At 45.7% G+C, this 13400-nt stretch carries 11 protein-coding genes; 10 read left to right on the top strand and 1 reads right to left on the bottom strand.

Annotated features, from left to right (window positions below; genetic code table 11):
* The coding region (locus QUB11_RS29420; protein WP_333392430.1) for a WD40 repeat domain-containing protein at positions 1–3024 on the top strand (3024 nt) is incomplete at its 5' end.
* 587 nt (positions 3025–3611) lie between these two features.
* Here QUB11_RS29420 and QUB11_RS29415 read toward each other — a convergent pair.
* Positions 3612–4214 carry a 2OG-Fe(II) oxygenase gene (locus QUB11_RS29415; RefSeq protein ID WP_333256469.1) on the bottom strand — a complete coding sequence of 201 codons (603 nt, stop codon included), beginning with the start codon at positions 4212–4214 and terminating at the stop codon, positions 3612–3614.
* A gap of 245 nt (positions 4215–4459) precedes the next feature.
* On the opposite strand from QUB11_RS29415, the gene QUB11_RS29410 reads away from it, so the two are divergent.
* The 9 genes from QUB11_RS29410 (at position 4460) to QUB11_RS29370 (ending at position 13149) form a co-directional block, all read left to right on the top strand.
* The gene (locus QUB11_RS29410; RefSeq protein WP_333256473.1) at positions 4460–4681 is read left to right on the top strand and encodes a hypothetical protein; all 222 of its coding nucleotides are present in this window, start codon (positions 4460–4462) and stop codon (positions 4679–4681) included.
* A 176-nt stretch (positions 4682–4857) separates the two neighbouring features.
* Positions 4858–5217, top strand: coding sequence for a group 1 truncated hemoglobin (locus tag QUB11_RS29405; protein WP_333160123.1), 360 nt, complete (start codon positions 4858–4860; stop codon positions 5215–5217).
* Positions 5218–5322: 105 nt separating this feature from the next.
* The gene (locus QUB11_RS29400; protein WP_333256476.1) at positions 5323–5688 is read left to right on the top strand and encodes a hypothetical protein; all 366 of its coding nucleotides are present in this window, start codon (positions 5323–5325) and stop codon (positions 5686–5688) included.
* A 231-nt stretch (positions 5689–5919) separates the two neighbouring features.
* Entirely contained in the window at positions 5920–8301 is a 2382-nt protein-coding gene (locus QUB11_RS29395; protein ID WP_333201412.1) for a glycoside hydrolase family 31 protein, read from the top strand.
* A 161-nt stretch (positions 8302–8462) separates the two neighbouring features.
* The gene (locus QUB11_RS29390) at positions 8463–8807 is read left to right on the top strand and encodes a DUF433 domain-containing protein (protein ID WP_333201414.1); all 345 of its coding nucleotides are present in this window, start codon (positions 8463–8465) and stop codon (positions 8805–8807) included.
* Positions 8808–8973: 166 nt separating this feature from the next.
* Positions 8974–9156, top strand: coding sequence for a hypothetical protein (locus QUB11_RS29385; protein ID WP_333201416.1), 183 nt, complete (start codon positions 8974–8976; stop codon positions 9154–9156).
* Positions 9157–9303: 147 nt separating this feature from the next.
* Positions 9304–10452 (top strand): AAA family ATPase, encoded by a 1149-nt coding sequence (locus QUB11_RS29380; protein WP_333201418.1) that lies wholly within the window; start codon positions 9304–9306, stop codon positions 10450–10452.
* The gene (locus QUB11_RS29375) at positions 10449–11060 is read left to right on the top strand and encodes a hypothetical protein (protein ID WP_333201420.1); all 612 of its coding nucleotides are present in this window, start codon (positions 10449–10451) and stop codon (positions 11058–11060) included. The genes QUB11_RS29380 and QUB11_RS29375 overlap by 4 nt, the downstream gene beginning before the upstream one ends.
* Positions 11061–11136: 76 nt before the next feature.
* Entirely contained in the window at positions 11137–13149 is a 2013-nt protein-coding gene (locus QUB11_RS29370) for an ABC transporter ATP-binding protein (protein ID WP_333256479.1), read from the top strand.
* Positions 13150–13400 lie beyond the last annotated feature (251 nt).

The following is a 13400-nucleotide window of genomic DNA, read 5'->3' as shown; positions in this document are numbered from 1 at the left end:
CAGGATGCCTGTTCCACCACCACAGACAGGCAGGATGCCTGTTCCACCACCACAGACAGGCAGGATGCCTGTTCCACCACCACAGACAGGCAGGATGCCTGTTCCACAGAGGAGGAGGGAGTTGAGGGGTTGGTGAGGTTGCGGGTTGTGGAGAATTGGGAGTCTCAGGATGAGCCTGAACATTTGAAAACTATTCGCGATCGCCTGTTGAGAAATCAGCAAAAAGCGGGGCAGTTATTGGGGCTTTACCAGCAAATTTTGGAATCCGCGCACCCCCCCCAACCCCCCCTTGCTAAGGGGGGGCTAAATGCTGATTTACCTTTGATTAGTTCCGGGATAAATGCTGCTGCTTCACCCCTGGGAGAGCAAGAAATAGCCACTCTTACTCCCCCCCTTAGCAAGGGGGGGCTGGGGGGGGTTCTTGCTGATGGCAGTCCCGAACAAACAGAATTGCGACTGTCAGGTTTAGTGGTGCAACAACAGGGAAAGCTAAAAGTTTATAACCGAATTTATGCCGAAGTTTTCAATCTTGAATGGGTGGAAAAACAGTTGGGAAAGCTGCGGCCTTATTCGGAAAGTTTTAATGCTTGGAATGCTGCCAATTTTGAGGATGATTCGCGGCTGCTGCGGGGTCAGGCGCTGCAAGAAGCTTTGGAATGGGCAAAATATCAAAGTTTAAGCCATCTCGATTACCGCTTTTTAGCGGCGGCTCAGGATTTGGAAAAGCGAGAAGTTGAATTGGCTTTTGCACTGCAAGCTGAGGAAAGTCAAATATTGACACAAGCTAATGAAACTTTAAGTCTGGCCCAGCATCAAGCTAAAACAGAGTTAACGTTAGCTAAAAAACAAGCTAGAAAAATAATTGCGATCGGCTCGACAATTTTAGGGATATCTTTAGCAGCCGCTATCGCAGTACAATTGCAAGTAATTAAAGCCGATCGAGAACTCGCAGAAACTAAAATAGTCCTCGAAAGTTTGTCGTCAAAGACAACTTTAGCCTCAAACCCTTTTCCAGCACTGCTCGAAGCACTGCAAGCAGCAGATAAACTTAAAAAATTAGAGGCATTGAGTCCGGCCAAATCAGAAACTAAGATGCAAGTATCGATCGCCCTCCAACAAGCAATTTACAGCATCCGAGAGCGCGATCGGCTCCTTGGCCACCAAGCTAACGTCAGAAACGTCGTTTTCTCGCCCGATGGCAAAATCCTCGCATCCGCTAGCGAAGACGATACCGTCAAACTCTGGAACCCCGACGGCATCTTACTCAGAACGCTCACCGGGCACGGAGACAACGTTTGGACTGTCAGTTTCTCACCTGACGGCAAGACGATCGCATCTGCTAGTGACGATGCTACTATCAAACTCTGGAACATCGAAAACGGCACAGAAATTAGAACCCTTACGGGGCATAGGGGCTGGGTGAGAGGAGTCAGTTTTGCTCCAGACGGGTTGGCGATCGCATCTTCGGGTTCCGACGGCACTGTCAAACTCTGGAATCCAGCAGACGGCACTTTGCTCCAAACCTTTACTGGACATAGGGGCTGGGCAACAAGCGTCACTTTTTCGCCCGACGGGTTGGCGATCGCATCTTCGGGTAGCGATCGCACTGTCAAACTTTGGAATCCAGCAGACGGAACGGAAATCGCAACGCTGACGGGCCATACCAATGCTGTCAGAAGTGTTAGTTTCTCCGACGACGGCAAAACCCTAGCATCCGCTGGTGAAGACGGTTTAGTCAAGCTGTGGGATGCCGAAAACCTGACTCTCCTCAAAACCCTGCAAGCCCACAGCAGGCAAGTCTGGAACGTCAAATTCAGTCCTCTGGGCAGCAACAGCCCAACTCTGGCTACCGCTAGCGAAGACGGCACCGTCAAATTGTGGAATTTATCGCAGTTAGGAAACATCGATCCGCAAACGCTCAAAGGACACAGTGGCAGGGTTGCCAGCCTTAGTTTCAGTCCCGACGGCCGCACTTTGGCAACTGCAGGTACCGATCGCACGGTACGACTCTGGAACCTCACCGGCATCGAACCGAAAGTTCTGGAAAGCCACCGCCGTCAGGTTTTCAGTGCGAGTTTCTCGCCAGACGGCAAAACAGTTGCCTCCGGTAGCAGCGATCGCACTGTTAAATTGTGGAATGCACAAAACGGCAGCGAAATTAAAACTTTTCTAGGACATCAAGGTGCCGTCACCAGCGTCAGTTTCGCCCCTGACGGCAAAATTTTAGCATCCGCAGGAAGCGATAAAACTATTAAATTGTGGAACCTAGAAACGGGCACCGAAATCAAAACTCTTTCAGGACATCTGAGGGGAATTGACAGCGTTGTTTTCAGTCCAGACGGTAAAATCTTAGCATCAGCAGGAGTCGATCGAACTGTGAAATTGTGGAACCTAGAAAGTGGCAGCGAAATCAAAACTCTCAAAGGACATCTCGAAAGAGTTAGAAGCGTCACATTCAGTCCCGATGGCAAAACTTTAGCATCCGCAGGGAACGATCGCACAATATTTTTCTGGGATTTAAATAATTTAGAATCTACCCCAAGAATGATTCTGAGAGCCCATAACAGCCGAATTACCAGCCTGCGTTTCAGTCCCGACGGCAAAATCTTAGCATCCGCCTGCGATGACAGCACCATTAAATTGTGGAATGCAGAAACAGGCACCGAACTCAAAACTATCAAAGGACACGGAACTTGGGTAAAAAGCATTAGTTTCAGTCCCGACGGCAAAATTTTAGCATCTGCCAGTTTCGATCGCACAATTAAACTGTGGAATGTAGCAGACAGCAAAACTGGATTGGAGGCGGTGCCCCTACAAACTTTTGAGGGTAGCGATCAAGTTAATGACGTTAACATCAGTCCCGACGGCAAAACTCTTGTTTCTGCCAGTGATGATTCTACTTTAAAGATCTGGAATTTGGAACTTGATGTAGATAGTTTAATGAAACTGAGTTGCCAATGGCTGAGCAATTATATTGCTAATCATCCCGAAGAAAAAGCGATCGCAGAAATCTGCAATCCTTAAAAACACCGCATTCTAATGCCCTCAAGTGTGCCGAAGCGTACCCATAGGGTTTCTGCATCCATGACAGTCTCTAGTAATTCTCAAGTGAGTGATATTAATTCCGGTTGCATTCGGCATGATTGTTGACTGTTGACTGTTGACTAAAATTCTCCCAACTGATATCAAATCCGTTGGCATCGGAATTATTCATCTCTCTCTTCGCTTTCTCTGTATCCTCTGTGTCAAGAGCGGTTTAATCATTCCCATCCAACGGGAATGGATATGACAACTGACTGTTTGGACATTTGAACAATACCGATGCAACCGGAAACGATATGAATCATTATCAGATTCAAAATTTAACTTCTCAAAAAATCACCTCCTCTCCTGTTAATACCATTTGAGATTTTAGATTAAAGAATAGGGAACGAGTGATGAACTAAGGGTTGGAAACACTGACCTCTAGTGGCAGTTTTTTTACTGGTATAAACAAGCGCCAAAGTATAGCTGGCTATTTAAGTGTCTTTTGGAGGTAATCTCGCATTAATTCCTTCTTTAAATGGCAAACAGTTTTAATTTTCCAAAAGTTTTTTTTGAGACAAGAAACCTTACTTAATTTTTGCTTTCACGGCCCTAGATTCCACTGTGAATCCTGGAATATCTTGCAGTTCAGTTTCGCTCAAACTGTACTGTTCGCAAACCAAACTCAAACGAGTGCCGGTACTTTTAACAGCGTTGACAGAGTGAGTCAAATCTCCTTGAAAATAGATCAGCGAGTTGGCTTGTGGCTTAATCTGGCCGACTTGCTGTTTGTTCCGTCGCAGTATCAACTCTCCCCCTTGCAAGTTCGGCGGTACTTGTACGTACAAAACGCTGACGGCTGCGGGAGGTTCAACTGTTTTGCAGTACGATCGCAAAGATCGATCGATATGCGGATCGACGCGGGAACCTTCACCCAGCAACAAAGGGTTGAGGTAAAAAGCATTGCATTCAGGCAGTAATGCTTGGTCTAGATAGGGTTTGAACAAAGGGAACCGCCGTTCTACTTCGGCGATTTCCGAACGTTGAAACACCACGGAAAACCCTTTTGTGCCAATGAAATCGCGGTTGAGGTTGTTGATTGCTAGATAAGGGGAGGCTAGAATTGCTCCTCGCAAGTCGTTGAGGTACTCGATCGAGAAAGCGTTCGGATGTTGGCTATAGTATTTCAAGGCACTCAAAAATCATCAAAGTTTAAGGAAACAGCAGATAGAAATGCAGCAATCGCTCAGACTTGGGATTGCTTCGTTCCGCGCAATGACATAATAATGTTTATTTGTGTCCGCGTACTTAAGTTAAAGGTTTTTCTTAACTGCGGGCGATCGCCCGGAAGTGTCAAAACCGACTAGCAACGGCAGAATATCAGTATACAGGCGATCGTCGTTGTGATTCGATTATATTTGCAATTCGCTTATACATGATGCCGCTGGGCAGCCGATCGCCGATTTATTTTAACTTGTCCAATTGCAGGGGCGATCGCGTAAATTGCGATCGCATCGGGCCTCTGTTTTATCACCGATTTCTTGAGTTTGCTAGCTGGAAAACAGATGCGTGTTGGTGGTGTATAGGAAACATCTTGCTAAAACAAGCAATCCGTGCATTAGGTCAAAATGCTAGCAGGGCGATCGACAATATCTAACTGGCGATAGAACCTTAATAAAGTTTACAAATAGAGGGTGGCCTAAACAATACCAGCAGTCGCAACAGTTACTAAGTAATTATTTCACATTAAATTAATATTTCACAGGGTGAAAAAAGCAAAACTGCCAGCTATAATTAAAGAGTAAGTGAAAAAAAATAACTCGCTGAAACGATATGGCAACAACATTGTACGAAAAAATGGGTGGAGAGCCAGCCATTAAAGAGATGGTAGATGATTTTTACCGCGATGTTTTGGCTGACGAGATAGTGAGCCACTTCTTCGATCATACAGATATGGAAAAGCAGCGCCGCCATCAAACTGCTTTTATCTCCTATGCCCTTGGCGGCCCCAAGCAATACTCAGGCCGTTCAATGGAGAAAGCACACGCAGGTTTGAATTTACAGCCTGAACACTTTGATGCAATTGTGAAGCATTTGACAGATGCAATAGTTGCCCACGGCGCGTCCCAAGAGGATCTCGATGAAGCGCTAGGTAAGATCGCGACTTTGAAAGAGGCTGTTTTGTACAAGTAAGATATAGTGAATGCAACAGGGTTTTTGCAGCCACTAGAATAGTGATAAAAGTGGAGATTTCGTAATTGTGCAGCGAAAGCTCCACTTGGTTTTTTGCCGGATATAATGAACCGCTTTCGACGCGAAGGAAGAGAAAAGTTCACAATTGAGGCGTTATCAAGAACAGGCAAGATGCCTGTTCCACAAGAAAATTTAGTCTTTGTGGAACAGGCATCTTGCCTGTTCATAAAGCCTGATTTAAAAGGAAAAATGGTGCAAAGGCTCAGTTATTTTCCACTTAATTTATGGATACCTGTTTCATTTTTTATAGTAGCTTATTCGTTATCAAGAACAGGCAAGATGCCTGTTCCACAAGAAAATTTAGTCTTTGTGGAACAGGCATCTTGCGTTATCAAGAACAGGCAAGATGCCTGTTCCACAAGAAAATTTAGTCTTTGTGGAACAGGCATCTTGCCTGTTCCTAAAGCCTGATTTAAAAGGAAAAATGGTGCAAAGGGTCACTTATTTTCCAGTTAATTTATGGATATGTTTCATTTTTTATAGATGCTTATTCGGCTAGCCACGGTATCGCTGAAGTATATTTTACCGCATTGGTTTATTTACTTGAAATGCTGAAAAGTTATATTCCTCCTTTAGCTAGATGACGGTAGTCAAGTGCGGCTTGCACGATCGGTTTACTAATTGTTAATTACCAAATCGTATATGCCGCAATACTTCGGAAATCTCCAAACTACTGAACAGCCTTGGTCAACCATCGGCTCAGTACAATCTATCAATAAGACCGATTCCCTACGGGATAGCTGCGCTTCACGCACAATTCACTTTAAGTGCGGCGAGACCTCCCTAAATATCAGCATCCTCGCACCGAATTTAATCCGAGTGCGAATGTCCCCGACAGGTGAATTTAACAGCCGATCGCACTCAATAACCGTCCCTGACGAAGAGTGGGAAATTATACCATTTGAAGTGCGAGAAACAGACGAAAAAATAGAAATTGAAACCGCACAAATATTGATTTCCGTAAAGCGCGATCGCACTTCCATCGAATGCTTCGACAAATCGGGAAAACCCTTTGCTAGCGACTGCGATCCCAGTATGGGATGGCGCACCGGCGCAACCGCAGGCTGGAAACGCATCGAAGCAGACGAACACTTCTACGGTTTCGGCCAACGCACCGGCTTTCTCGACAAACTCTCCGAAGTCAAGACAAACTGGACAACCGACTCCCTCGACTACAATTCCCTCACCGATGAAATGTACCAGGCGATTCCATTTTACATCGCCCTGAATCCCGATCGCGCTTACGGCATTTTCTTCAACACTACATTTTGGAGTCAATTCGACATCGGCGCCGAACAACCGGGGGTTTTGCGGATGGAAACCAGAGGCCCGGAACTCGACTACTACATTATTTACGGCCCGGAACCCGCCCAAATTCTCGCCACCTACACGCAGTTAACCGGCCGGATGCCGCTTCCGCCAAAATGGGCGCTGGGATACCACCAATGCCGCTGGAGCTACGAATCCGAGGACGTTGTGCGCGAGTTGGCGAAGGAATTTCGCGATCGGGCGATTCCCTGCGATGTCATCCACCTCGACATCGACTATATGCGCGGCTACCGCGTTTTTACCTGGAGCCCGAAGCGTTTCCCCGATCCCGCGAAACTGATCGCAGACTTGAAAGCAGCGGGTTTTAAGGTTGTCACGATTGTCGATCCCGGTGTCAAGTACGAACCGGAAGCAGATTATGAGATATTCGATCGCGGTGTGGAGAATGACTATTTCGTTCGCACCGCAGAGGGAAAGCTATTCCACGGTTACGTTTGGCCGGACAAAGCGGTGTTTCCCGACTTCCTGCGGCCGGAGGTACGCGAGTGGTGGGGCGAATTGCACAAAACCCTGACAGATATTGGGATTGCGGGGATTTGGAACGACATGAACGAACCTGCGATCGCAGAACGGCCTTTTGGTGACGGCGGCGAACACATCAGCTTTCCCCTGGATGCACCGCAAGGCCCGGAATCCGATCGCGCTACCCACGCGGAAACGCACAATTTGTATGGGTTGATGATGGCGAAAGCTTGTGCTGAGGGGTTGCAAAAAGTGCGATCTGGCGATCGATCTTTTGTGCTGACGCGATCGGGTTTTGCGGGCGTTCAGCGTTACTCCTCGGTGTGGATGGGCGACAATCAATCGCAGTGGGAACACTTAGAAATGTCGCTACCAATGCTTTGCAATATGGGGCTTTCCGGCGTGGCGTTTGTCGGTTGCGACATCGGCGGTTTTGCGGGGAATGCAACGGCTGAATTGTTCGCGCGGTGGATGCAGGTGGGGATGCTGTATCCCTTGATGCGCGGTCATTCGGCGATGAGTACGGCGCAGCACGAACCCTGGGTTTTTGGATCTCGCACTGAGAAGATTTGCCGCGAATACATCAATTTGCGCTATCAGTTGTTGCCTTATATTTACACGTTGTTTTGGGAAGCAGCGACGACGGGAACGCCGATTTTGCGACCGCTACTGTATCATTTTCCGCGCGATCGCACAACTTATCACCTTTACGATCAAGTATTGCTCGGCCCGTCGCTGATGGCTGCACCTGTTTACCGCCCGGGTGTTGAACACCGCGCCGTGTATTTGCCGGAGGGGACTTGGTACGATTGGTGGACGGGCGAATGCTATCAGGGCCCGACGCACATTTTGGCTTATGCACCTTTGGAGAGAATGCCGCTTTACGTGCGGGGAGGGGGCATAATTGCGTTAGCGAAGCCCTCGAAGAGGATCGCACCTGTGAGGCAATTTGTCAGCGAAGAACCGCTTGAGTCATTAAAAATGCGAATTGGGCCCGGAAGCGGTGAATGGACGCTTTATGAGGACGACGGACACAGTTTTGAACATGAAAAAGGTGTCTGGGCAACGACTAATTACAAAGTGTATTTGGAAGGGGACAAAAGTATCGTTGAAATTGCCGCGCGCGAGGGTCAATTTTTGATATCAGAACGCGAAGTTATTGTGGAAGTTGTTGGCGTTGGCGAACAGCGATTTACAGATGATGGTACGGTGCGGCGTTTGACATTTGGATAACTTTGGCATAAAGCGGTTTATGCTATGGTGGGATTGATTCAGGGCGATCGCTCGATCTGGTAGAGTTTGAGATGGAAAGGGCGATCGTATCTATAGAAAACAGTGAGCCTGCGTTTGGGTGCGATCGGGTATTGATAAATTAACAAATGGAGGAATAAACTATGCTTCTAGAAGAATATTTTGAGTTTTTAGCCGATGATGACATTCGAGTAAAAGGGACAAGAGTAGGAATAGAAAGCATCCTCTACGAATATATTTATCAGCAACGTTCACCCGAGGAAATTTTAAAACACTTTTACACTTTGACTCTCGACCAAATCTATGCGACAATTTTGTATTATTTAAACAATAAGACCGTCTTGGATAAATATATCGCAGACTGGCTAGAATGGTCGTACCAACAACGCAAAGCCCAAGAACTAAACCCTCATCCAGCTTCGATAAGACTCCAAAAAATAAAGGAAGAAAGAAACAAAAAAAATGGCACTCAAGTATCTCATGGATGAAAATATTGACCAGATTTATCCTACTTAAATTCGGAGCAAACAAGTAGGATTAATTATTCGGGTCATTGGCGAACCTTTCATACCAGCAAAAGGAACTAAAGACCCGGAAATTTTAGAATGGTGTGAAAAATATGACTTTATCCTAGTCACGAATAACCGTAAATCTATGCCTGTTCACTTAAACGATCATTTGCAAGCCAATCGTCATATTCCTGGGATATTTATTTTAAACGCGAATTTAAGCATTGGGCAAAACATCGATGAATTAATTTTGATTGGTGAATGTTCTTTTTTCAATGAATATCAAGACCAAATTATTCATCTACCTATCACTAAAGAGGTTTATTGATGATGATTCAATCGATACCCAAATTAATAACTTTTCACGATTTTCTGGAAGGGACACCCAAAAACGGACGCTATGGGCTACATAACGCAGTTATTTTTGAGATGCCAAATCCAATATGCTCAACTATTTCTTGATTAGGTTAAAATAATGATTATCTCCCATATAGCTCTGAAAAATTGGCGCAATTTTCAGTCAGTGAATGTTGATTTGCGCGATCGCGTTTTTGTGGTAGGCCCTAATGCTTGTGGTAAGTCAAACTTTCTCGATTCATTGCGCTTTTTGCGGGATCTGGCTAAAGCAGGAGGCGGATTGCAGAAAGCCGTGAGCGATCGAGGTGGCGTATCAAAAATTCGCAGTCTTTATGCGCGCCGTTATCCAGATGTAGAAATAGAAATTCACCTTTCCGAATCTAATGCCCAACAGCCATTATGGAGGTATGGGCTGGGAATTAAACATAGAAAAGGCGGCAAAAATGAGCCGATTGTTGCCTACGAACGAGTTTGGAAAGGCGAGGAGCAAATTGTCAATCGCCCTACTCCCGAAGATAAAAATGATGAGCTACGTCTCACCCAGACTTATTTAGAGCAAATTAATGCCAATGCAGAATTCAGAGAAATTTCTAAATTTTTAGAAGCGATTTTATATTTACATTTAATTCCTCAGTTAGTTCGCCATCCCGAAGCTTTTGCTACCCCTGGACTTTCCGAAGATCCTTTTGGGAGAACTTTTTTAGAGCGAGTTGCTAAAACTACCGAAAAAACCAGAAAATCGCGATTAAAAAAAATTGAAGATGCTTTAAAGCTGGCCGTCCCACAATTGAAAAACCTCACAGATACCAAAGATGTGATGGGAGTTCCGCATTTGGAAGCTGTTTACGAACATTGGCGGCCCGGAGCAGGAAAACAACGGGAAGACCAATTTTCTGACGGAACGTTACGGTTAATTGGTTTACTCTGGTCACTGTTAGAATCCGATTCATTATTGTTATTAGAAGAACCCGAACTTTCCTTAAATTCGGCGATTGTTAGCAATCTACCCTCTCTGATTTATCGCCTTCAGCGCCCGAAAAAGCGACAGGTTATTCTTAGTACCCATAGTGCTGATTTGCTCTCAGACAAAGGCATTGGCGGCGAAGAGGTGCTGCTAATGACACCGACTCCTGAAGGAACTCAGGTAAAACTTGCTTCAAGTAATGAACAAATCAAAATGCTATTAGAAGGAGGTTTAAGCATAGCTGATGCTGCACTTCCTCTGACAGCACCGCCCGCGATCGAACAACTCAGTTTATTCAAATGACAGATATTCCCATCAATCTAGTGTTTGAGGATGTACTGAGTGAAGCAGTTCTTAAACAAATGCTCAAACAGTCTCAACGTCCCTTTTCAGTGGGACACTGCTTGAATCAGAGAGGATATGGCAAAATTAAAAAGATTATTTCTGGATTAAATCATGCGGCCAAGGGAATGCCATACTTAGTCTTAACTGATTTGGATAATGCAGAATGCCCGCTAGTAATTATTTCCGAGTGGTTAACTCAACCAAAGCATCCTAATCTGCTGTTTCGGATTGCTGTTAAAGAAGTGGAAGCGTGGTTACTTGCACATCGATCGGCATTTGCCGAATTTCTGGGTATTTCAGTAGACTTGATTCCTGGCGACGCGGATCGAATTCCAGACCCCAAGCTGCTTTTAATCAATTTGGCTAAAAAGTCAAAGAAGCGAAATCTGCGGGAGGCGATCGTCCCCGATCGTAATAGTACGGCAAAAATTGGTAAAGACTACAACGGTCAACTGATCCAGTTTGTCAATCAAAGTTGGCAGGTTGCGTCAGCACAGACTAATTCCCCCAGTTTGGAACGAGCTATGAATGCACTCATAAATTTTCAACCAACCTGGGAAAATTGAGGAGAAAGACCAATACTGCGCCCTGTCATTGTTTGGCAAACAGTTAATAAATACTGTTACAATATAGCGTCCGGGGATGACTAGACCCGACACCTACCCACAAACTATGCAAGCCATCCAAATTACCACCTTCCAAGCTTTGTGGCGCAGCCTGGGCCTGATAATCAAAGCCGCACCAATAGAACTCCGCAATTTAATAATACTCAACATCATCGCCGGTGCGGCCCCATCTGCCGTGCTTTTTTTAGATAAATTAATCATTGATGAAGTATCTCGGTTGCTGTCGCAAACCCAAACAGCACAGCCCTTTGCTTTGATGCTTTCCCGGCCAATATTGCTGTGGAGTATTGCCGGAGTCTTAAGTCTTAGGTTAGTCGGCGATGCCCTAGACACAATGAGCTCTTTTGCAGCGACATCTTTGCGCGATCGCGTTCAAGGCTTTGTCGAAGGAAAAGTCCTGGAAAAAGTCGCTAATTTCGACGATATTGCCCTGTTTGAAAACCCGGAACTATTAAATATAGTAGAACTCGCAAAAACCGGAGTATTCAAAATACAGCAACTAGCATTTACCATCAGCATGACCATCACGGGAATTTTTATATTTATTCCATCGATAGGCCTTGCTGCTGCGATAGCTTGGTGGGTGCCAGTAGTGATGTTGATTTCATCCTGTCCCTCAATTTACATCCAAAGAAAATATAGCAAAATCATCTGGAGAGTTCAAAGAAAGCAAGCTAAAATCAGCCGCGAGATGAACTTATCCGCTAGAGTCTTGACGGGCGAAGAATATGCTAAAGAATTGCGTTTGTTTGGCTTGCAGGAACTTTGGCTCAAACGCTGGCAGGATCAGTTTTTGCAATTTTTTAGCGAGATGCAGCAAATCCGAAAAAAAGGAGCAATTGTTTTACTTTTGTGGTCAGTGTTTAGTAGAATCGGAGTAGCTTTGCCATTTGTTTATGTGGTAATGGGAGCTTTGGGTGGTCGCTATACTTTGGGAGATTTGGCGCTGTATTCTGGTTTGATTGTTCAGGTGGAGCAAAGTTTGCAATTACTTATAGGCAATTATGCTAATTTGTACGATATCTCTCTCGGTGTTACTCCGATTTTTCAACTTTTGGAACTCAAGCCAGAATTGCAGTCTCCGCTTGGGGATGTAGCATCTCGCCTGCCTAGCTTACCAGAAGACGGGCAAGATGCCCGTGCCACAAGTCAATTACCAAGTCACGGGCAAGATGCCCGTCCCACAAGTCAATTACCAAGTCACGGGCAAGATGCCCGTGCCACAAGTCAATTACCAAGTCACGGGCAAGATGCCCGTGCCACAAAAGATAAAATTGGCATCGAGATTAAGCATCTATCTTTCTGCTATCCCGGTAGCAATAAAAGCACGGTTGAAGATATCAACTTAACGATTAATCCGGGTGAAATGCTAGTGCTTGTTGGTGAAAATGGCGCGGGTAAAACAACTCTTGGCAAACTCCTCGGCCGCCTGTACGACCCGACAAGTGGTACGATCGACTGGAACGGCAAAGATTTGCGATCGTACTCTCTAGCATACGTGCGATCGCGCATCGCCGTCGTCATGCAAGATTACGCCCGTTTCCCCTCCACAGTTCGCGAAAACGTCGGTTTCGGCGACTTGCTTTCACTCTCAGATGACAGCGCAATTAACGAAGCTATTTCCGAAGCAGGAATTAGTGCAAAAGTCAATAGTCTTGCCGCAGGTTTAGAGACTCCCTTGGGGAAACAATTAGAAGACGGCATAGACTTATCGGGGGGACAGTGGCAAAGAATTGCGATCGCCCGCGCCTTAATGCGGCTTTCTACAGCCGAAGTGCTCATTTTTGACGAACCAACCGCCGCCCTAGACCCCAAGACAGAACACGAAATTTACAGCATCTTCCGCCAAATAGCCGCCGGGAAAACAACCATAGTCATCAGTCACAGATTGGGATTAGCAAAAATTGCCGATCGCATCGCCGTGATGGAAAACGGTAAAATAGCAGAAATAGGAACTCACGACGAATTGATAGCATCAAACGGAATTTACTGCTCAATGTTCACCCGTCAAGCTAGCAGCTATATTTAGAGTTAAACAAACAGTCCGCCAGGGGTTAAAACCCCTGTCTCATAGCGAAAGTCGGTTGAAACCGACTGGGGAGATATTGCAATGCTTGTTCAAAAATGTGTCTTTCAGTCCTCTTTGAGAGGACTTTTGCTATGAGACGCGGGCTTTCAACCCCGGCGGACTTGTGGGTTAGCGTGGGGAGCATGTCACTTTTGCAGTGAGCAATTATACTTAGGCAGGTTTTCCCTGATTACCAATTAAGCCGTTTAAGT

The sequence above is a fragment of the Microcoleus sp. B6-A1 genome, assembly GCF_036705085.1.
GTDB lineage: Bacteria > Cyanobacteriota > Cyanobacteriia > Cyanobacteriales > Microcoleaceae > Microcoleus.
The sequence above is the reverse complement of the archived record's forward strand: the minus strand, read 5'-3'. Positions and strand labels throughout refer to the sequence as shown.

Excerpts from the sequence above, each read along its gene's own strand:
- QUB11_RS29410 (WP_333256473.1), top strand. The coding sequence starts at position 4,460 with ATGATGCCGCTGGGCAGCCGATCGCCGATTTATTTTAACTTGTCCAAT.
- QUB11_RS29405 (WP_333160123.1), top strand. The coding sequence starts at position 4,858 with ATGGCAACAACATTGTACGAAAAAATGGGTGGAGAGCCAGCCATTAAA.
- QUB11_RS29400 (WP_333256476.1), top strand. The coding sequence starts at position 5,323 with ATGAACCGCTTTCGACGCGAAGGAAGAGAAAAGTTCACAATTGAGGCG.
- QUB11_RS29395 (WP_333201412.1), top strand. The coding sequence starts at position 5,920 with ATGCCGCAATACTTCGGAAATCTCCAAACTACTGAACAGCCTTGGTCA.
- QUB11_RS29390 (WP_333201414.1), top strand. The coding sequence starts at position 8,463 with ATGCTTCTAGAAGAATATTTTGAGTTTTTAGCCGATGATGACATTCGA.
- QUB11_RS29385 (WP_333201416.1), top strand. The coding sequence starts at position 8,974 with ATGCCTGTTCACTTAAACGATCATTTGCAAGCCAATCGTCATATTCCT.
- QUB11_RS29380 (WP_333201418.1), top strand. The coding sequence starts at position 9,304 with ATGATTATCTCCCATATAGCTCTGAAAAATTGGCGCAATTTTCAGTCA.
- QUB11_RS29375 (WP_333201420.1), top strand. The coding sequence starts at position 10,449 with ATGACAGATATTCCCATCAATCTAGTGTTTGAGGATGTACTGAGTGAA.
- QUB11_RS29370 (WP_333256479.1), top strand. The coding sequence starts at position 11,137 with ATGACTAGACCCGACACCTACCCACAAACTATGCAAGCCATCCAAATT.